The sequence below is a fragment of the Pseudomonas sp. LAIL14HWK12:I7 genome, assembly GCF_000483465.1.
GTDB lineage: Bacteria > Pseudomonadota > Gammaproteobacteria > Pseudomonadales > Pseudomonadaceae > Aquipseudomonas > Aquipseudomonas kermanshahensis.
Window position 1 is genome coordinate 448,140 of sequence record NZ_KI519606.1, and the last position, 19,134, is coordinate 467,273.

The window sequence follows — 19,134 nt, forward strand, 5'->3', positions numbered from 1 at the left end:
TGGCGGTCATGGGCGAGCCGATAACGCGCGAGACCGGTTGGGGCAGCCAGTGGGTGTACGGCGCGTTGTCGCTGAGCCTGATGGTCTCGGCCCTGCTTGCGCCGCTGTCGAGCCGCCTGGTTGCCCGTTACGGTGGCCGGACACAACTGGCCAGCAGTGGCGTGATCGTTGCTCTCGGGTTGTTGATCATCGCGGCTAGCCAGACGTTGCCGACGTTTTTGCTCGCGTGGGTGATCATCGGTGTTGGCATGGCCGCCGGGCTCTACGAAGCGCTGTTCGCGACATTGGGTGCGCTGTATGCCGAGCGTGCGGGTAAAGCCATCACCGGCATCACCCTGATTACAGGGTTTGCCACAACGCTGTGCTGGCCGCTGGTGGCATTTGCCATCGAGCATGTGGGCTGGCGCTACGCGTGTGTCGGCTATGCCGCAGTGCTTCTGGTGACCACGCCGTTCTACCTCAAGGTACTGCCGAGCGCCGTCCGGTCAGCGCCGCGCAAGCGCCTCATAGAGCAGAGCAGTGCGGGCGTTAACCGACGCGTGTACCTGCAACTGACGTGGATCTTCGCGCTGGGTGCGGTCATCATGACCGCCATTTCGGTGCAACTGGTCGCCGTTCTGCAAGGGCTGGGCTATTCGCTGGCTGCAGCCATCGCGCTTTCGGCGTTGTTGGGGCCGAGCCAGGTCGCCTCGCGGGTGTTGCAGATGCTAGCGGGCAAGCGCCACCCCATTTGGACTGCATTGGTGTCAGTCGTGCTGGTTGCGGTAGGCGTATTGCTAGTCGCGTTTGTGCCAGGCGCGACAGCGGCAGGCTTGTTACTCTACGGCCTGGGCAACGGGCTGCGAGCGATCGTGCGCGGCCTGCTACCGTTGGCGTTGATGCCACCGTCGCAGTACGTGGTGCTGATGGGCAAGATGTCGCGGCCTTCACTGATCGGCCAGGCACTGACACCGTTAGTTGGCGGCTACCTGCTGCAGCACTTCGGTGCCATGGGGGTGCTCATGGCGTTGGGTTGCTTGGCGGCAATCAATGTCGGGCTGGTAGTGATGGTGTTGCGCGCGTTGCCAGCAGCCAAGTCGGCACCGAATGAAACGGACGAAACGATAGCGGTCGATGGAGATAGCGATGCACGATGATGCACGAAGCGAACAGCTGATCACGGGCCCGGCCGGGTTGATCGAATTGATTGTCGATGAACCGGTGTTGCCCGTCAGGGGCGTAGCGGTGGTCAGCCATCCGCAACCCTTGCTGGGCGGCAGCCCGCACCACGTGGTACCGCTGACCTTGGCCCGCAAGCTGTGCGCTGCAGGCTGGCGCGTGGTGCGCCCGAGCTTTCGCGGAGTGGGGCAAACCGCTGGCGCACATGCCGAGGGAGTAGGTGAGGCCGAAGACAGCATTGTCGTCGTCAGGCACCTGCAGGAACGTTACCCCGAGCTGCCCATCGCACTCGTCGGCTTCTCGTTTGGTGCGCACGTGTTTGCCCGGGTCGCGGTCACGCTGGAAAGCTCGCTGCATGCTGTCGCGCTGTTGGGGCTGCCGGTGGGAGAGGTGCCTGGCGGGCGGTTCTACCCAGCGCTGCCGTTACCCTCCCGCTGCCTGTTGCTGCATGGCGAGCACGACGAGATGGCGCCGCTGGCCAACCTGCTTGATTGGGCACGGCCAGAGCACCGCCCGGTCGTTGTCTATAGCGCGGCCAATCACTTCTTCAAAGGCTGCCTGGCGCAGGTAGCGGACCAGGTGGTCAGGCATTTGAACGAGAGAAGCTGAACGCCCGGCAGGATTGATGTATAGCTGCCTGGTATCTCAGACATTCACGGGAAACACGGCTTTCCCTAGGGATGTTGCGATCAACTGTTTTCGAGCCATCCACAGGTTCGACAGGGCGAACAGCGTGGTCAACTGAGCGGTGTTTTTCATCAGCCCACGAAAGCGCACTTTCACGTAGCCAAACTGACGCCTGATCACCCGAAACGGATGCTCGACCTTGGCGCCGATATGCACCTTCATGCCGAAGAAGTATGGGTTACCTTTCTTTGTTTGATGCATCTCGGGGGTTGGTACTGTAGTGGTCATGCAGTGTCCGGCACTATCAAAACTATCACTTTTACCAGGTGTTGAAGTGTTCCCGTGTGTGTAACGTTGCTGAACGCACCTGCGCGCCTGTTTCCCTTACGCTTGAAGAGGGCTGGGTGGGGCGCCCATAACTAATGTTGCTTGTTTTATTGCGGCTCCAACTGCATCGAAGGACTGAAAAAATGAGCTCAACAATGATACCCCCCCCGTTAATCCGAATAGCATTGTGCCAGGCAGTCCTGCTGGCATTGACGATTTGCGCATCGAGTTTGATCTTCACCTGAAGAGCCGCTATCCGAAAGAGGCGATTTCGGATTATCCAAGGCCTATGGTCATCGGTGCCACGTGGCCTGTCTCAATCGCGGATGTGGGTATCAACCACGAGGAAGTCTGGGACCCTGACGACGGCGTGGTGGTCGTCATCCCTGCCTATAAGGGCATGGCCGTGGATGATTGGATCATCGCAGAATGGAGCGGCAAGAGAGTACCCGCGAAGGTCGTAGCAGGGGACGTGAGCAACCAGTACCTGACAGTGATCGTGCCCAGTGCCTTCATCAAGGAAAAAGATGACGCGCAAGTAAAGTATTACGTTACACGCAAAGACAGCGCTGGCCTCTATGGCACTGTGGGCACTTCACAGGTGTTGATTGTAAAGGTGCGATTCGGCCAACCGGGGCATGTGGGTAACGCAGCACCTGTGCCGTTGAATGCGCCCACCCTGACAACGCCGGCCACGGGGCCGGTAGGCGAAAGCGACGCCAAGAGCGGCGTGCAAGTGACGATTGCGGCTTACACGGGCATGGCGGCCTTCGATACGGTCGTACTGTATTGGGGCCATGAAACCGTTGAGCATAGCGTGCAAGCGGCACAGGTGGGCAAGCCGATTGTCATCACCGTGCCGGAGGCTGCAGTACTGGCAGCGGGAGACAGCAAAGACCTTGAAGTGGATTACCACGTCGTTGATGAGGTTGGCAACGAGTCCGAATGGTCGGTAACCACCCGTGTACAGGTCGCCGTATCGAAGCTTAAGTTTGCTGCACCCACTCTCAGCGATCTGGAAAACCTGAAACGCACTATTGTCCAACCTTTCAATTTGGACATCTATGGCAGCAGAGGGCTGGAAATTAAAGCTGACCCCGGCAATTTCCAGCCAGGCGATAGTGTAACCGTCAAATGGAAAGCCACTACCGAAGCAGGCCTTGCTCAAGCATCCGATCTGGGTACTGTGGATATAACAGTTGCTGGCGAAGTGCTTACCTTTACACTGTCCCCCACGGAGTTGTGGGGCCTCGCCAATGGTGCAGGCAGCGCTTATTACGAAGTAAAACGCAATAATACGGTCACGTTGTCACAGTCAGCCACGCTTGATTTCATCGGCACGCGTGCATCCAACGCATTGCCCGCAGTGTCGATAGACGGCGCCGAAAGTGTGGATAATGGCTGGTGGACCGACTCTGATCTGGCGGTAGCAGACCTGGTCATTCCTCAACTGGCCAATCTGGTGAAGGATGATATTGTTGACGTCGTGATGCGCGGGGTTGCTGCCGACGGTCGTAGCCTGGTATTCAAACCCAGAACGCATCGTGTCACCGCAGTCCAGGTCAGCAGTGAATTGCGGTTACGCTTGGACGGGCCTAAGTTCCTGCTGCCCTTGGAGGGGGGCTATGTGGATATCTACTACACCGTGAAACGGGGCAAGAACAAGGTCAAGTCGTTATACCAGCGATTCTACGTTGGTTATCTTGCCGAGACGCTGCCGGCGCCCACCACTGAAACCGATCTTTCCGGTTCCAATAATGTGTTGGACCCCGGCCGGCGGGAGTTTGCACACGGTGTTTATATCGCGCTGCCGGATCTAAGCGCGGTGAAGGGGGATTATACGCTCCAAATGATCTGGGAAACCTCGGATGGGGGGTACCACGAGCAGTCGCAAGGCATAGACGCAGGCGATACACCGACCTCGTTCCAGGTGCCTGCCGCTGAACTGAAGCTCAATGGAAACCCTATTGATGTCGTTGTTTACTACATTGTGTCCCAGGCCAACACACCTGATCGTGCGTCTGCGGACCTGGAGTTTACAATCGCAACGCCTGCGATGCTGGTTGCCCCGTTGGATGTCAGCCAAGCCCCGATGGTGCTGCGCGGAGGGGCCATCGAAATGTGTCAAAGGGTGGCCAATGCCTGGGCCGTTATCCCGCCCAAAGTCAATGGCAATATTGCAAGGTCCCAACAGCGATTGCCCACCGGCGGCACCCCTCCGTATACCTATGCTTCAAGTGCCCCAGCCATTGCTCGGGTAGATGCCGACGGTCGTGTCTGGCCATTACGCAATGGCGACGTAACCATCACGATCACCGATGTGGCGAAAAAAACCATCAGCTATCCGGTGCAGGTGAGTTATTGCTTCAGGGTGCTGATCGGCCCAGGCAGCTACAATTTGGTCAGTGCCGAGAGTTTTGTCAGAGCGGAGTCGGCCCTGCCTGTGAATGACGATTTGATCCCGGATCTGCGTGTATTGTACGGGGCACAGTTGCCATTAAATCGTCATACCTGGACAGGCCATAGGCTTTTTCCTGAAGGTATCAACAATGGCCCAGGCTCCGGATCTTTCTATCACGTGGCAACAAAGACAATTCACTTTGCGAATTCTTATAATACGAATGTCACAGGCGCCATGGCAATGAAACCTGTCTAGGGAAACTTCAAACGAACAGCTCAACTTCGCGCATTTCCCTGCGCATGGTGTTGAGCTGCTTCACCGCCGATTAGAGCGTGGCGGGCGGACAGCCGAAGGGCAATCGCTTGAGCAACGCTCGGGCAGGCAACATCAAACCACCCTGTGCCATTGAGTTTGCCAGGCTGTGCCATGACACCGACGTGGGCGGACAGTATCAACGCCATTTGGACTGTGTCCTACAGCCGCAAGCCGGGAGTGGCAGTACCGATCACGTCGCCGGGTTGCTGGCCGATTCGCATCGCTACAGCCTGTTGCTTGATGCCTCTGGGCCAGGCTCAAGGGCGTGCTGAGCGAGAGCGAACTGCAGCTGGTGGTCGGGCTGTGCAAGACCGATCGCTTGCCGCGCCTCGATGGCGATCCGGTGGTGGCCATGCAACTGAGCCTGCTCGGTTGGCTTTTCGCTTCGGCCGACGTCACTGGGCATGCCTTTGCAATTTATTACATTTCAAACGGCCACTACCCTGTCTCGGTGCTGTAAAGTTGACGCTTCCCCGAATTCGCATGCCGAATTATCGCTTTTTTGACGTGAGTCAAAAGGCGTCATCGGTGCACGTGCGAAATTCCATGCTGTAAGCCATTTTATTTTTGACGAAGAGCCAGTGTTTTGACGAATGCAATGCCGTTGTTGGCTATTTCCGGCCTAGGGGCCGAAAGCAGCCAGCTTCATGTACAAGGACTGTACTGGTTGGCCTGTGACACCGCAGAAGATGCCACCGTGCTGTGCCGTCAGGTGGTGGAGGGTTTGCCCGGGCGCACGCGGGCAGCGCTGATCGCCGATGCGCAAGCCATGGGTGACGTGCTAGGCGCACTCGATACGGTGCAGGGGCCGGACGCGTTGGCGTTGTATGAAGCCAACCCGCAAGCGATGCTGCGGCTGGTCGATGACCTGCCCCGTATCGATGTGCCTGGGCGTGTGCTGATCGTGCTGGCGCCTGCCGACGTCTGGGATGGCGGCAAGGTCGAGGAATGGTGCAATGCCCTGCGCACGGTATTGATGGCGGAGGCTGCGCTGATGCTGGTCATCAGCGGCGGGCAGTGCGCCGGCCTGGTCAAGCGCTTGCGCGCCTTCAACCAGGGCGTCGACGGGTTGGCCCAGGTGTATCGCGGCAAAGGCGGGGTGCGTTACCTGCAGCACTTCTGGAGTAACGCGCTGGGCAAGGTTGGCACCCGGGACATCGAGTTGGTGCGCCTTGATGCAGGTTTTGCCGTTGCCGCGTCGCCGCAGGCGCCAACCGACACAGGTGGCGATGAGCTGTTGTGCCTGGCCCAGCGGCCGGTACTGGAAGGCGCGCCTGCCTTCTCCGAGCACTGGCAGGTCTGCGAAAGCCTCGACGAACTGACTGACAAAGCCGGCCGGGCGGTATCCGCCACGGTCATTTTTGCCATGGAGGGTGGGCAGCGTCTGGATACCCTGGCGCGTCAGCTGCACCACCTGCGCCAGTTGCGCGGCAATGCCCTGAAGCTGGTAGTGCGCGAGATGGCGCCCACTCTGCGCTATCAGGATGAACAACTGCTGCTGGCCTGCGGGGCCACCCAGATCGTGCCCTTTGGCGCGAGCCTGTCGCGCTTCCTGACCCTGGTGGAGAGCATCCAGGGTTACGTCTGGCGCCGGCACCTGCCAACCGACTTCGATGCTTTGCTTGCGCGCTTGCGGCCGCTGGCGATCTGCGGGCTGGTGGCGCCTGGCGCGTTTGCTGAAGCGGTGCAGACAATGTGGCACGGTGTGCGTAACGGCGAAATTGTCCACCAGTTGCTGGTGCTGCGCCCGGCCCCTGGCCTGACCCCGCTGCAGGCATGCTCGCGCACGGTGTTCCGCCGCGACGGTGACATCGCCTGTGTCGTAGGTGATGTGCTGTTCCTGTTTCTGTTCGCCTGCCGGTCCGAAGGCGTCGAACAGGCGCTTGATCACATCTTCCAGCTGTCGTGGAAAGAGCTGTTCATCAGCCAGGAAGTGCTTGCCGGCGTCGACAGCCTGGCCGCCCCTGCCTTTCTCGATGACAACGTGCCACAGCCGCCACGGATTGACGCGGCGGCGCAATTGACCGCACGTGAGCGGCCGGCCCTGGCGCCGCGCCGGGTCGCACTGGCCAAGTGGGGCGCTGTATGAACTTCGTGCAACTGCTGCAAGTGGTTGGCATCACTGCGCTGGTCACTGTAGGGCTGGCCTTGCTGGTGCTGCGCCTGCGCGCCGCGTTGCGCGGCTGGTTGCGCCGCCGCCTTTCCCCCCGTTACTTGAAACCGCTGGGCGTACGCCGCCGCGCTATACGCCAGGAACCCCGTAATGACTAATGCAAGCACCACTCTCCCGGTACCGGCTCAATGGCCTGGACTGGGAGGGTGGAACCTTTATTTTTTGGCCAAGTTCCTGCTGGTCGCCCTGGGTATGCTCGACTTCCAGGCCCTGCCAAACCTGCTGTTCGCTGTGTTTCTGCTGATCCCGCTACCGGGTAAGTGGCTGCGCGTTGCGCGCCAGCTGGTGGCGCTGCCGATTGGCATCGCGCTGTTCTACCAGGACACCTGGTTGCCGCCGTTCAGCCGCCTGCTGGCGCAGCCAGGGGTGCTCGATTTCTCGTGGGACTACCTGCTTGAACTGCTGGGCCGCTTTATCAACTGGAACCTGCTGGGCGCGTTGGTGCTGTTGCTGGTGGGCTATCTGTACCTGCGCCATTGGCTGCGCCTGAGCACCCTGAGCCTGTTGGGGCTGGCGTGGCTGGCAGTCGGTGGCCTGCCGTCGCTGGGGTTCAGCGCGGGCCAGGTGCCCAGCACTGCCACTACCCACCCCGCTGAGCCGGTGCAGGCTACTGCGATAGCCGACAACGCCACATTCGACAGCTGGCTTGAGCGCTTTTTCACCCATGAGCGTGAACGGGTGACGGCATTCCCTGCGATGAACGCCGATGAGCAGCCGTTCGATCTGCTGGTGATCAACATCTGTTCGCTGGCCTGGGACGACCTGTCGGCGGTGGGGCTGCGTGACAACCCCTTGTTCTCGCGCTTGGACGTGGTCTTCGATCAGTTCAACTCGGCCACCTCCTACAGCGGGCCAGCTGCTATCCGTGTGTTGCGTGCCAGCTGTGGGCAGTCGTCCCACGTGGGCCTGTACCAGCCAGCCCCGGCGCAGTGCCTGTTGTTCCAGAACCTGGCCAGGCTTGGCTTCCAGAGCAATACCTTGCTCAACCACAGCGGGCGGTTCGACAACTTCATCGGCGACATCACCCAGCAGCACATGCCGCAACCTGGTATGCGTAACACCGATTTCCCGCGGGCATTGGTCGGCTTCGACGGCTCGCCGATTGCCAGTGACCTGGAGGTGCTGCGGCGTTGGTGGGGGCAGCGCAAAGACACCGCGGATGATCATGTTTCGTTGTTCTACAACAGCATCAGCCTGCACGACGGTAACCGCATCGTTACCGCCGATGGGGGGACCCGCGTGGCCGATTACGCCACCCGCGCCAACCGCCTGTTCGGCGAGCTGGGCACCTTCCTCGATGAGCTGGAGCGCAGCGGCCGCCGGGTGGTCGTGGCTATCGTCCCGGAACATGGCGCCGCGCTGCATGGCGACCGCATGCAATTGTCGGGCATGCGCGAAATCCCCACGCCGTCGATTACCCATGTGCCGGTTGGCCTCAAGTTCATCGGCATGGGGCAGCCTGCACGCAGCGAGCCGCTGCGGGTCTCGGCCCCCACCAGCTACCTGGCGCTGTCCGAGCTGATCTCGCGCGTGTACGCCGGGCTGGGCCAGCAGCAGGCGCTGGATGTGCCCAGCCTGCTGACCGACTTGCCGACCACCGAGCAGGTCGCGGAAACCTCCGGTGCGCAGGTCTTGAACTACCAAGGGCGCGCCTACATGCGCCTGCAAGGCCAGCCGGACTGGCAGCCCATTCCCGAGGAGCGCCGATGAAACCTGGCAACGCTGACCCCGCTGACCGTAGCGACGACATTGCCCAACTGCGCCAGCACCTGGATATGCCGGGCCTGCACTACCAGGACATCTCCATGCTGGTAGGTGTTCAGCAGGCCTTGCAGCGCTGGCCGTTGCTGGGTGAAAGCTGCCGCTCCAGCGCCCAGGGCGAGCTGTCCATGACGGCACCGCGGCGTGAGAGGGTGACACCATGACCAGCTTGGCGTTGCACGGGGTGCGCGGTGGCTTGGGGCGCAGTGCCTTGCTGGCCGCGCTGGGCTATGCGTTGCAGGAGGTGGGTGAGCGGGTGCTGCTGATCGACCTGTGCCAAGACAACCTGCTGGGGTTGCATTTCAACCTGCCCCTCGACACGCGCGAGGGGTGGGCGCTTGCCGAGCGGGAAGGGCGGCCGTGCACCGATGCTGTATACGAGGTGCTCGATGGGCTGTGGCTGATGCCTTTCGGCGCGCTACCTGCCGACGCGCCGCAGCGGGCGCCCGATGCTGCCGCGTGGGACGCTCGCCAGGTCGAATTGGCCAAACACTTTGACTGGCTGCTGTTCGACGTGCCGCAGTTGCCGGCTGATGTCGCTGCCCGTGTCGAGACCGATGTGCGGGTACTGGTGGCCGAGGCCGAGATGGCCAGCCATCTGTTGCTGGGGCGGCGGCAGGTCGAGCATTACGATTTGCTGCTGGTCAATCGCTACGACCCGGCAAGTCGCTTGCAGAGCGACCTTCTGATGGTGTGGCGGGATCTGTACCGTGAACAGTTGCCCATCCAGGTGGTGCACCGCGACGAGGCCTTTCTCGAAGCCTTGGCGTGCAAAGCTCCGCTTGGTCATTACGCGCCGCAGAGCTTGGCCTGCCGGGATGTGCAGAGCCTGGCGGTGCGTTGCCTGACGAGGCGCCCGTCGTGAGCTTGACCCCTCTGTCTGCCTACACCAGGTTCACTGCCCGCGGCGCACAGCGGCCAGTTGCCTGGCTGTTTACCCTGGGTGTTTGGCTGGCCTTCCTGTTCTTGCGTCTGGAGTCGCCCGCTTGGCAGGCCCTGTTGGCCGAGCGTCAGCGCCTGTATCCGCAACTGGCGGGCAAGCGCCCGACCCTGGGCGACCCCTTGCGTGTGTTGATCCAGAGCCTGTGGCTGCTACTGCGACGCCCACCGGTGCCACGCGAACCTGGGCTGGCCAGCCAAGCTTGGCGCACAGTAAAAGCGCAGTGGTGCATCGCGGGGCAGCATGTACGCCAGTGCCGTGGCCTGCTGATCGACAGATTGCAACAATTGCCCGGGCGCTATCGGGCCAGTGCCTTCAAGCGAGAAGCCTCGGCACGCCTGCGCGGTTTGAGCGACTTCGCCCGGTGGGCGTTCTATAGCGTGCTGACACTCTGCGCCATTGGCCTGGCCTTGCTGTGCGTGACCGAGCCGTTCGGCTACCTGGCGCAGTTGGTGTTCATCTGCCTGCTTTTGGGCATTGCCATGCTGGTGCGGCACATGCCGGGCCGCTTCCCGACACTGATGCTGATCGTGCTGTCGACGATCATCTCCTGCCGTTACCTGTGGTGGCGCTACACCTCGACCCTGAACTGGAACGACACGACCGACCTGGTGTGTGGTGTCATCCTGCTGGCGGCCGAGACTTACTCGTGGTTCGTGCTGATCCTGGGCTACATCCAGACCAGCTGGCCGTTGCAGCGCAAACCGGCGAGCCTGCCGGCAAACCCGGGGCACTGGCCGACGGTCGACCTGATGATCCCGACCTACAACGAAGACTTGGCAGTGGTACGTACTACGGTACTGGCAGCCCTGGGCCTGGACTGGCCCAGAGAGAAGTTGCGCATCTACCTCCTCGATGATGGCCGGCGCGAAGCGTTTCGGGCGTTCGCTGACGAAGTCGGGGTGGGCTACATCGTGCGCGCGGACAACAAGCACGCCAAGGCCGGTAACCTCAACCATGCGTTGAGCGTGACAGACAGCGAGCTGATCGCCATTTTCGACTGCGATCACGTACCGGTGCGCTCTTTCCTGCAATTGACAGTGGGCTGGTTCCTCAAAGACTCAACGCTTGCGCTGGTGCAGACGCCGCACCATTTCTTCTCGCCTGATCCGTTCGAGCGCAACCTGGGTTCGTTCCGCCGTCGCCCCAATGAAGGGGAGCTGTTCTACGGCCTGATCCAGGACGGTAACGATATGTGGAATGCGGCATTCTTCTGCGGCTCGTGTGCTGTGCTGCGGCGTACCGCGCTGGAAAGCATCGGTGGCTTTGCCGTAGAGACCGTCACCGAGGATGCCCATACCGCTTTGCGCATGCACCGCCAGGGCTGGTCTTCGGCCTACCTGAGCATCCCGCAGGCAGCGGGCCTGGCTACCGAGAGCCTGTCGGCGCACATCGGCCAGCGTATTCGTTGGGCGCGCGGCATGGTGCAGATCTTCCGCACCGACAACCCCCTGTTCGGTCGCGGGCTGAGCCTGTTCCAGCGGGTGTGTTATGCCAACGCCATGCTGCACTTCCTGGCCGGCTTGCCGCGGCTCGTGTTCCTGACCGCTCCGCTGGCGTTCCTGTTGCTGCATGCCTACATCATCTATGCGCCGGCCTTGATGATCCTGCTCTACGTATTGCCGCACATGATCCATGCCAGCCTGACCAACTCGCGCATGCAGGGCAAGTACCGGCAAACGTTCTGGGGCGAGGTCTACGAGACCGTGCTGGCCTGGTACATCGCCCGCCCTACCACGGTCGCCCTGTTTGCGCCGAAGAAGGGCACGTTCAACGTCACCGCCAAGGGCGGCCTGATGGAGCAGGAGCAGTTCGACTGGCGTATCGCCCAGCCTTACCTGTGGCTCGCGGCTTTTAACGTGGCCGGCCTGGGCTTTGCCGTGTGGCGCCTGTTTACAGGCCCCACAGCAGAAATCGGCACGGTGATCGTCAGCTCGCTGTGGGTTGTCTATAACCTGCTGATCATCGGCGCCGCCGTTGCCGTGGCCGCCGAAGTGCGGCAGGTGCGCCGCGCCCACCGGGTACAAATGCGCTTGCCAGCGGGGCTGGTGCTTGCCAGCGGCCACGCCTACCCCTGCACCCTGGTGGATTACTCCGATGGCGGTGTTGGCTTGCAGCTGCCCCCGGGCCTTGAGCTGCAGCCGGGGGCGCGGGTACGCCTGCTGCTCAACCGTGGCCAGCGCGAATTCGCCTTCCAGGCCTGTGTCACCCGTACTGTCGGGCACCACGTGGGCCTGGTGTTCCATGACTTGAGCCAGCAACAGCGTATTGACCTGGTTCACTGCACCTTCGCCCGCGCCGATGCCTGGCTTGGCTGGCACGAGCAGCATGAAGCCGATCGCCCGCTGCGCAGCCTGGTCGATGTGCTGAAGCTGGGTGGCGTTGGTTACTTGCGCCTGGTCGAGCACCTGCCGCCGTGGCTGCGTGCGTGGTTGCGCCCACTGCGTACGCTGGCGCGCTGGCTGGCCAGCTACAGGCCCCGCACACCGCGGCCTTTCCCTTCCCTGAACCTTGTTGATCGAGACGCATGATGACTGGTTATCCCGCGCGTACCTGGGGCTTGGCGATGGCGCTGTTTGCCGCCTTGTCGCAGAGCGCCGCAGCCGACGCTGTAACCCCGCTTGCCGAGCCAGCCGTAGCCACGGTGCCGAACTGGCCGGTTACGAAAACCTTCGAGCAGCTCGGGCATGCGTCCGACAGCCTGCTGTTAGGGGTGCGCAACAGCGAACACATCGAGTTCGGCCTGCGTCGCGACCGCCTGGCTACCGATGCCACCTTGCAGCTGGACTACACGCCTTCGCCCGCGCTGTTGCCGAACCTGTCGCACCTGCGCGTGTACCTCAATGACGAGCTGATGGGGGTAGTGCCGGTCGAGAAGCAGCAGTTGGGCCAGCGCGTACGCCGACAACTGCCCCTGGACCCAAAGCTGCTCAGCGACTTCAACCGGGTACGCCTGGAATTCGTCGGGCATTACACCGACATCTGCGAAGACCCGGCGCACAGCGGCCTATGGCTGAACCTGAACCGCAAGAGCCAGGTGCAGTTGCACGAGCAGGCACTGGCGCTGGACAACGACCTGGCGTATTTCCCGCTGCCGTTCTTCGACGCCCGCGACACCGGCAAGGTCGAGCTGCCGGTGGTGTTCAGTGGTGTGCCGAGCCTGGGTGAGCAGCGCGCGGCGGCTATCCTGGCGTCTTACTTCGGCAGCCAGGCCGGCTGGCGCAAGGCGTCCTTCCCGGTGCTGTACAACAGCCTGCCGGCCATTGCCGACAAACCCAGGCCCAGCATCGTGTTTGCCAGCAATGAGCGACGTCCTGCATTCCTGGGTGACCTGCAGAGGTTTCCGCTGGTGGACGGCCCGGTGTTGCAGATGATCGATCACCCCGGCGACCGTTGGAGCAAGATGCTACTGGTACTGGGGCGCAACGATGAAGACCTGGTCAAGGCAGCCTCGGCCCTGGCGGTTGGCAACAACCTGTTCCGTGGTGCCAGGGTCAAGGTCGAGCAGATGACCGCGCTGCAACCGCGCCTGCCCTACGATGCGCCGAACTGGACGCGTACTGATCGGCCGGTGCGTTTCGCCGAACTGCTCGATTACCCTGAGCAGTTGCAAGTCAGCGGCCTGCAGCCGCGGCCGGTGACGTTGGAACTGAACCTGCCGCCAGACCTGTTTGTCTGGCGCAACCAAGGCATTCCACTACGAACGCTGTACCGCTACACGGCACCGGCAGTCACCGACGAATCGCGCCTGAGTATCAGCGTCAATGACCAGTACATCACCAGTATGCCGCTGGTGGGCAACGACCGGCGTGCTGGCAAGCTTGAGCAGATGCGCCTGGCGGTGTTGTCGGGTGACAGCACTGCCTTGACCGAGAAATCGCTGGTGCCGGCGTTGAAGATCGGCGACCGCAACCGGTTGCGCTTCGATTTCAGCTTTGCCAGCACCCTGGGCAGTGCTCAGCGGGATCATTGCCAAACCTCGCTGCCGGTGGATGTGCGGGCGGCGATCGACGAAAACTCGACCATCGATCTGTCGGGCTACCACCATTACATCGCCATGCCTGACCTGCGCGCATTCGCCCGCAGTGGCTTCCCGTTCAGCCGCATGGCGGACCTTTCCGAGACCTTGGTCATCATGCCGGCAACGCCCTCGGCGATGCAGGTTGGCACCTTGCTCGACAGTGTGGGAGGGGTGGCCGGGCAGATCGGTTACCCAGCGCTTGGCCTGCGCCTGGTCGACGACTGGAAGCAGGCAGCAGCGGCAGATGCCGACCTGCTGCTGATCGGCAGCCTGCCCGAAGCATTGAGCGATGCGCCCAACCTAGGCCTGCTGCTCAGTGCCCAGCGTGACTGGTTACTGCAAGGCCGTAGCGCGGGGCTGCCAGGCAGCCAGCGTTTCGATACCACGCCGGTGGCAGCGAGCAGCCGCGTGGCGGTCAGCGCGCAGGCGCCGATTGCGGCCATTACCGGGCTGAAATCGCCGTTTCATGAGCAGCGCAGCGTCGTAGCCCTGTTGGCCAACAGCGACAGCGACTACGGGTTGCTGCGCGAGGTGCTCGGCGATGTGGGCAAGCTCGATGCCGTGGCGGGCTCGGTCACATTGGTACGCAGCAGTGGTGTGACCAGCCAGTTCGTTGGCGAGCATTATTTTGTTGGCGCGTTGCCGTGGTGGCTGCTGCTGTGGTTCCACTTGTCCGAGCACCCGGTGTTGTTGGCGGCGATCGCGGCCGTTTGCGTGGTGCTGTTCGCCTTCTTGCTGTGGCGGGCATTGCGCTGGGCTGGCCGGCGTCGACTGGGTGAGGCGGGGTGATGATGCGTCAGTGGCTGGTAGGGCTGTTCGCCTTGGGCGTGCCCGTTTTCGTGAGTGCCGCGCCGGCTTGCCCGTGGCCAGCCTGGGACCGCTTCAAGGCTGAACGGGTGAGCGTGGATGGCCGGGTCATCGACCCGAGCGACGAGCGCCTGATCACCACCTCGGAAGGGCAGAGCTATGCACTGTTCTTCGCCCTGGTGGGCAATGACCGGCCAGCCTTCGCACAGGTGCTGCGCTGGACCCACAATAACCTGGCTGAGGGCGACCTGGCCCGGCACCTGCCAGCCTGGCTGTGGGGCCGCGACGGCCAGAGCCAGTGGCAGGTGCTGGACGCCAACAACGCCAGCGACGCCGACCTGTGGATCGCCTACAGCCTGCTGGAGGCCGGGCGGCTGTGGGACGAGCCCGCGTACACGCAACTGGGCCAGCGCGTGCTATGGCGCATCGCTGCCCAGACCGTGCGCAAGCTGCCGGGCCTGGGCGTAATGCTGCTGCCGGGTGACTACGGCTTCGAGGATGCCCGCGGTACTCGCTTGAACCCCAGCTACCTGCCGCTGCAATTGTTAGAGCGCTTCAGCCTGGTGGACCCCCTGTGGGGTGAGCTGGCAGCCAACACACGACGTTTGTGGCTGGCGTCCTCGCCCAAGGGGTTTGCCCCGGACTGGCTGCTGTGGACACCGGCCGGAGAACTGGCTGCAGACCCGCAACATGGCAGTGCCGGTGACTACGACGCCATTCGGGTGTACCTGTGGGTCGGTATGTTGGCCAAGGATGCGCCCCAACGTAGCGAGCTCGTTGCCCACTATGCCCCGATGGCGACCGTGACCACACGCCAAGGCCTGCCGCCAGAGCGCGTGGAGGCACACAGCGGCAACACCAGTGGCCATGGCCCGACGGGGTTCTCTGCTGCGTTGTTGCCCTTGCTGGCAGCGTTACCTGAACACGCTGCTGGCCTGGCTGCCCAGCGTCAGCGTCTGCGCGAGCAGCCGGTCGAAGCCAACGCCTATTACAGCCAGGTGCTGGCGCTGTTTGGCCAGGGCTGGGATGAATCCCGTTACCGTTTTGACCCGCACGGTCGCCTGTTGCCAGCCTGGAGCGCGCCATGCAGCGAATGATGGGTGTGTTGATGCTGGCGGCAGTGGCGTGCCAGGCCGCTGCGCAACCCAAGGATGCAACTGAACAACGCCAATGGCTGCTGGACCAGGTGCGCCGGGGCGAGGCGCTGCACCGTGACGACTTGGTGCGCGATGCGCTGGGCCGCCTGCAATTGCTGGAACCGCGTAACCCGCAGGTGCTGCTGGCAGCCTTGAGCCTGGCGTTGCGCGACAAGAACATCACCGAGGCCGAGCAGTTGCAGGCTCGGATCAATGCCCTGGCGCCCGGCAGCCCGCAGGCACGCCAAGCCCTGCGCTTGCTCGAACTGCAGCAGCCAGAGGCCGCGCGGCGCCTGCAGCAGGCGCGGCTGCTGGCCGTTACCGGGCGCAATGAAGAAGCGCTGGCGGCGTATGAGCACTTGTTTGCGGGTGAGCCACCCAGCCTTGAACTGGCCCTGGACTACTGGCGCGTGCGCGGCAACCTGCCAGGCCAACGTTCTGCGGCGATCCGCCAGTTGCAGCAGTTGGACCAGCAGTACCCAGGCAGTGCGGGACTGCGCCAGACCCTGGCCGGTTGGCTGTTCGCTGAAAACCGCGACAGCGAAGCGCTGGCACTGCTCGACCAGCTGGCGCGCGACCCTGGCGCACGCGATGCCGCTGCCCAGCGCGAGTTCGACTACCTGTCTGGGCAGGCGGTGAGCGCCGCCAGTGCGGCGGCGTGGCAAGCTTTTCTGCAGCGCTACCCGGCCTCGCCGTTGTTGGCCCAGGCCAGCGAGAACCTGCAACAGCAACGCAAACTGCTTGCCGACCCGTCCTGGCAGGCCGGCCAACGGGGCAAGGCGTTGCTCGACAAGGGCCGTAACGCCGAGGCCGAAACCCAGTTGCGTCGGGCGCTGCGGCAGTACCCGGACGGTGCCGGCCTGCACGGTGCGTTGGGCTATGCCCTGATGCGTCAGGGCCGCTATGAAGACGCCAATGCGGCGTTTCGGGCCGCGAGTGCCAAGGAGCAGGACACCTACTGGATCAGCCAGTGGAAGGACCTGGAGTCGTCCAGCCAGTACTGGGCGTTGCTCAACAAAGGTGAGCGGGCTTTGCAGGCACACGATGTGCGAGGCGCGCGTGCCATTTACCTGCGGGCACGTCAGCAGCGCCCCCAAGATGAATACGCCCTGCTGGGCCTGGCGGATGTCTCCCTGGCAGAGGGTGATGCAGCCGCTGCCGAGCGCCAATTCCTGCAGGTGCGGCGTAGGGCGCCAGATAACGAAAGTGCCGTGCGTGGCCTGATGCGGGTGTACCAGGCGCAATCCCCCGACAAGGCGCAGGCGTACCTCGACAGCCTGCCACCCCGGCAACAAGCGCAGTTCGCCAGCCTGCGCCGCAGCCTGCAACTGGCGCGTCTGCGTCAGCAAGGCGATGAAGCCCTGCAGCGCGAGGACTGGTCGGCGGCCAGCCAGGCGCTGGGCCAGGCCTATGCGTTGGCCCCGGATGAGCCCTGGCTGGTTTATCAGCTGGCGAACAGCCTGCGCCACCTGGGGCGCACCGGGGAGGCCGACGCGGCATTCGCCAAGCTGGTGCAGCGCCAGCCCAATGACCCGGCGACCCGCTATGCCCATGGCCTGTTCCTGGAGTCCAGCGACCGAGATGCCTTGGCCTTGGACAGCCTCGCGGCGGTGCCGCAGAGCGCCTGGAACGCTGACATGCAGGGGCTGGAGCAGCGCATTCGGCGCCGCATGACCCTGGCCTCGGCGCAGCAGTTGCAGGCACAAGGCCATAGCGCGCAGGCGTCCGCGCTGCTTGAGGCCAACCTGGCGCGTGGCGAGGGCGGCGCGGACGACCTGATGCTGTTGGCCGACTGGGCAGCGGCACGCGGTGAGCCGGGCAAGGCGCGCGGCTATTACCAGCGTGTGCTGGCCCTACAGCCCGGGCAGCCCGCAGCGCGCCTGGGCGTGATCGAAAGCTGGGTCGCTGAAGGTAACCTCGCGCACGCTCGGCAGTTGCTGGTCGCTCAGCCGCCACAGTTGGCTGCCGATGACAGTAACGCCCAGCAGCGCATGGCGGCGGTATGGGTCGCTTTGGGTGAGCGCGACCAGGCAGCCAGGCTGCTTGAGCGGATGGCTGCTCAGCAGCCGCAGCCTGATCCGTTGCTGCGTCGCGACGCCGCCCGCCTGGTGGCGCAGCACGACCCGCAGCGGGCGCTGAGCCTTTACGCTGCCGCGATGGCCGATGCGCAGTTGCTTGACCCGGCGGCGGTGTCGCCACGGGACGACCGCGCAATGACGCTCGCCAGCCGAGAGCAGGACGGCGATGACTGGTTGGCGCGCAGCCTGCGCAGCGATGTCGATGCGCTGTATCGACAGCGCAATACCCACGTGACCCTGATGCATGACTACGGTTGGCGCCAGGACGACGGTACGCCGGGCACATCCGAACTGAGCACTCAGTCCACCTTGTTGCATGTCGATACCCCGTTGCAGGACGGCACCGCCTTTGCGCGCGTGGAGCGCATCGGCATGGATGCGGGGTCATTCGAACTCAATGATCAGGGGCGCAATACCACGGATTTCGGCACCTGCCAGTTTGTCGGCCGCAACGCTGACGGGGTGTCCTTCCCAGGCTGCAGCGGTGGCTCGCAAACCGCAGACGGTAGCGTGCTGGCGCTGGGCTGGCAGGGCAGCCGCTGGGCCCTCGACCTGGGTACCACCCAAGGCTACGAGGTCAACAACTGGCTGGGTGGCGCCACGGTCAACGGCGATGTCGGCCAGGTCGGCTGGTCGCTGACTGCGTCGCGGCGGCCGATGAGCAACTCGCTGCTGTCGTTCGCGGGCGCGCGTGACCCGGCGACGGGTGTGCGCTGGGGTGGGGTCACGGCCAACGGGGCCACGCTTGGCCTGAGCTGGGACCAAGGCGGCGATGACGGGGTTTGGGCCAGCCTGGGGCACCATTGGCTGTATGGCGAAAACGTGGCCGACAACCAGCGTACCCGTGCCATGGCCGGCTACTACCACCGCCTGGTGGAAAAAGCTGACGAGCGTGTGCGCGTTGGCGTGACGCTGATGCACTGGCGCCACGACAAGGACCTGGGCGGCTACAGCCTGGGGCAGGGCGGCTATTACAGCCCGCAGCGCTACACGTCGGTCGGCGTGCCGGTCAGTTATGCCTGGCGCAACTACGACTGGTCGTTGCTGCTGGAGGGCTCCGTCGGTTGGTCCCAGGCCCACAGCGGCAGCAGCCGTCTGTACCCGGATGCACATGTCAATCACAAGGTGCTGGCGCAGTATGGCGTCGACTCCAACCTCGACGCCATCAGCGACGCCAGTAACAGCAGCGGACTGGGTTACCGCCTGCGCGGTCTGTTCGAACGCCGGCTGAGCGATCACTGGGTAATGGGCGGCGGGTTCGACTGGCAGCACAGCGATGACTATGCACCGAGCCATGGCATGCTTTACCTGCGCTACCTGTTCGAACCGTGGCGGGGCAATCTGGCGCTGCCGGTGACGCCGCTGGAGCCTTACAGCGAGTGGCGTTGAC

At 63.4% G+C, this 19,134-nt stretch carries 14 protein-coding genes and 1 pseudogene; 14 read left to right on the top strand and 1 reads right to left on the bottom strand.

Features of this window, described 5'->3' with window-relative positions; genetic code table 11:
- The first annotated feature begins 8 nt into the window (after positions 1–8).
- The gene (locus D886_RS27300) at positions 9–1,136 is read left to right on the top strand and encodes an MFS transporter (protein WP_081717568.1); all 1,128 of its coding nucleotides are present in this window, start codon (positions 9–11) and stop codon (positions 1,134–1,136) included.
- Positions 1,126–1,767, top strand: a complete 642-nt coding sequence (locus tag D886_RS0124790) for an alpha/beta hydrolase (protein ID WP_027596464.1) — start codon at positions 1,126–1,128, stop codon at positions 1,765–1,767. Before D886_RS27300 ends, D886_RS0124790 begins: the two co-directional genes overlap by 11 nt.
- A 36-nt stretch (positions 1,768–1,803) precedes the next feature.
- Here D886_RS0124790 and D886_RS0124795 read toward each other — a convergent pair.
- Positions 1,804–2,004 (bottom strand): annotated as a pseudogene (locus D886_RS0124795) (hypothetical protein); the annotation flags it as partial.
- Between the two features lie 325 nt (positions 2,005–2,329).
- Here D886_RS0124795 and D886_RS0124800 point away from each other — a divergent pair.
- From D886_RS0124800 to bcsC, 12 genes are all read left to right on the top strand, one after another.
- Positions 2,330–4,768 carry a hypothetical protein gene (locus D886_RS0124800; RefSeq protein WP_155951470.1) on the top strand — a complete coding sequence of 813 codons (2,439 nt, stop codon included), beginning with the start codon at positions 2,330–2,332 and terminating at the stop codon, positions 4,766–4,768.
- 77 nt (positions 4,769–4,845) lie between these two features.
- Complete coding sequence (locus D886_RS28945) at positions 4,846–5,100, top strand: dermonecrotic toxin domain-containing protein (protein ID WP_371098643.1); 255 nt, start codon at positions 4,846–4,848, stop codon at positions 5,098–5,100.
- Positions 5,094–5,288, top strand: coding sequence for a hypothetical protein (locus D886_RS0124805; RefSeq protein ID WP_027596467.1), 195 nt, complete (start codon positions 5,094–5,096; stop codon positions 5,286–5,288). Before D886_RS28945 ends, D886_RS0124805 begins: the two co-directional genes overlap by 7 nt.
- A gap of 138 nt (positions 5,289–5,426) precedes the next feature.
- Positions 5,427–6,917, top strand: a complete 1,491-nt coding sequence (bcsE, locus tag D886_RS0124810) for a cellulose biosynthesis protein BcsE (RefSeq protein WP_027596468.1) — start codon at positions 5,427–5,429, stop codon at positions 6,915–6,917.
- A complete protein-coding gene (gene bcsF / locus D886_RS0124815; protein ID WP_027596469.1) occupies positions 6,914–7,099 on the top strand; it encodes a cellulose biosynthesis protein BcsF in 186 nt (61 codons plus the stop codon). The genes bcsE and bcsF overlap by 4 nt, the downstream gene beginning before the upstream one ends.
- Positions 7,092–8,711: a cellulose biosynthesis protein BcsG gene (gene bcsG, locus D886_RS0124820; RefSeq protein WP_027596470.1), complete on the top strand. Its 1,620-nt coding sequence runs from the start codon at positions 7,092–7,094 to the stop codon at positions 8,709–8,711. Before bcsF ends, bcsG begins: the two co-directional genes overlap by 8 nt.
- Positions 8,708–8,926 (top strand): cellulose biosynthesis protein BcsR, encoded by a 219-nt coding sequence (gene bcsR, locus D886_RS0124825; protein WP_027596471.1) that lies wholly within the window; start codon positions 8,708–8,710, stop codon positions 8,924–8,926. Before bcsG ends, bcsR begins: the two co-directional genes overlap by 4 nt.
- Positions 8,923–9,627, top strand: a complete 705-nt coding sequence (bcsQ, locus tag D886_RS0124830) for a cellulose biosynthesis protein BcsQ (RefSeq protein ID WP_027596472.1) — start codon at positions 8,923–8,925, stop codon at positions 9,625–9,627. The genes bcsR and bcsQ overlap by 4 nt, the downstream gene beginning before the upstream one ends.
- Positions 9,624–12,233 (top strand): UDP-forming cellulose synthase catalytic subunit, encoded by a 2,610-nt coding sequence (bcsA, locus tag D886_RS0124835; protein ID WP_027596473.1) that lies wholly within the window; start codon positions 9,624–9,626, stop codon positions 12,231–12,233. Before bcsQ ends, bcsA begins: the two co-directional genes overlap by 4 nt.
- On the top strand, positions 12,230–14,512 hold the full coding sequence (gene bcsB, locus D886_RS0124840) for a cellulose biosynthesis cyclic di-GMP-binding regulatory protein BcsB (RefSeq protein ID WP_033694346.1): 2,283 nt from the start codon (positions 12,230–12,232) through the stop codon (positions 14,510–14,512). Before bcsA ends, bcsB begins: the two co-directional genes overlap by 4 nt.
- Positions 14,512–15,627, top strand: coding sequence for a cellulose synthase complex periplasmic endoglucanase BcsZ (gene bcsZ, locus D886_RS0124845; protein WP_027596475.1), 1,116 nt, complete (start codon positions 14,512–14,514; stop codon positions 15,625–15,627). Before bcsB ends, bcsZ begins: the two co-directional genes overlap by 1 nt.
- Entirely contained in the window at positions 15,615–19,133 is a 3,519-nt protein-coding gene (bcsC, locus tag D886_RS0124850) for a cellulose synthase complex outer membrane protein BcsC (RefSeq protein ID WP_027596476.1), read from the top strand. Before bcsZ ends, bcsC begins: the two co-directional genes overlap by 13 nt.
- Position 19,134 lies beyond the last annotated feature (1 nt).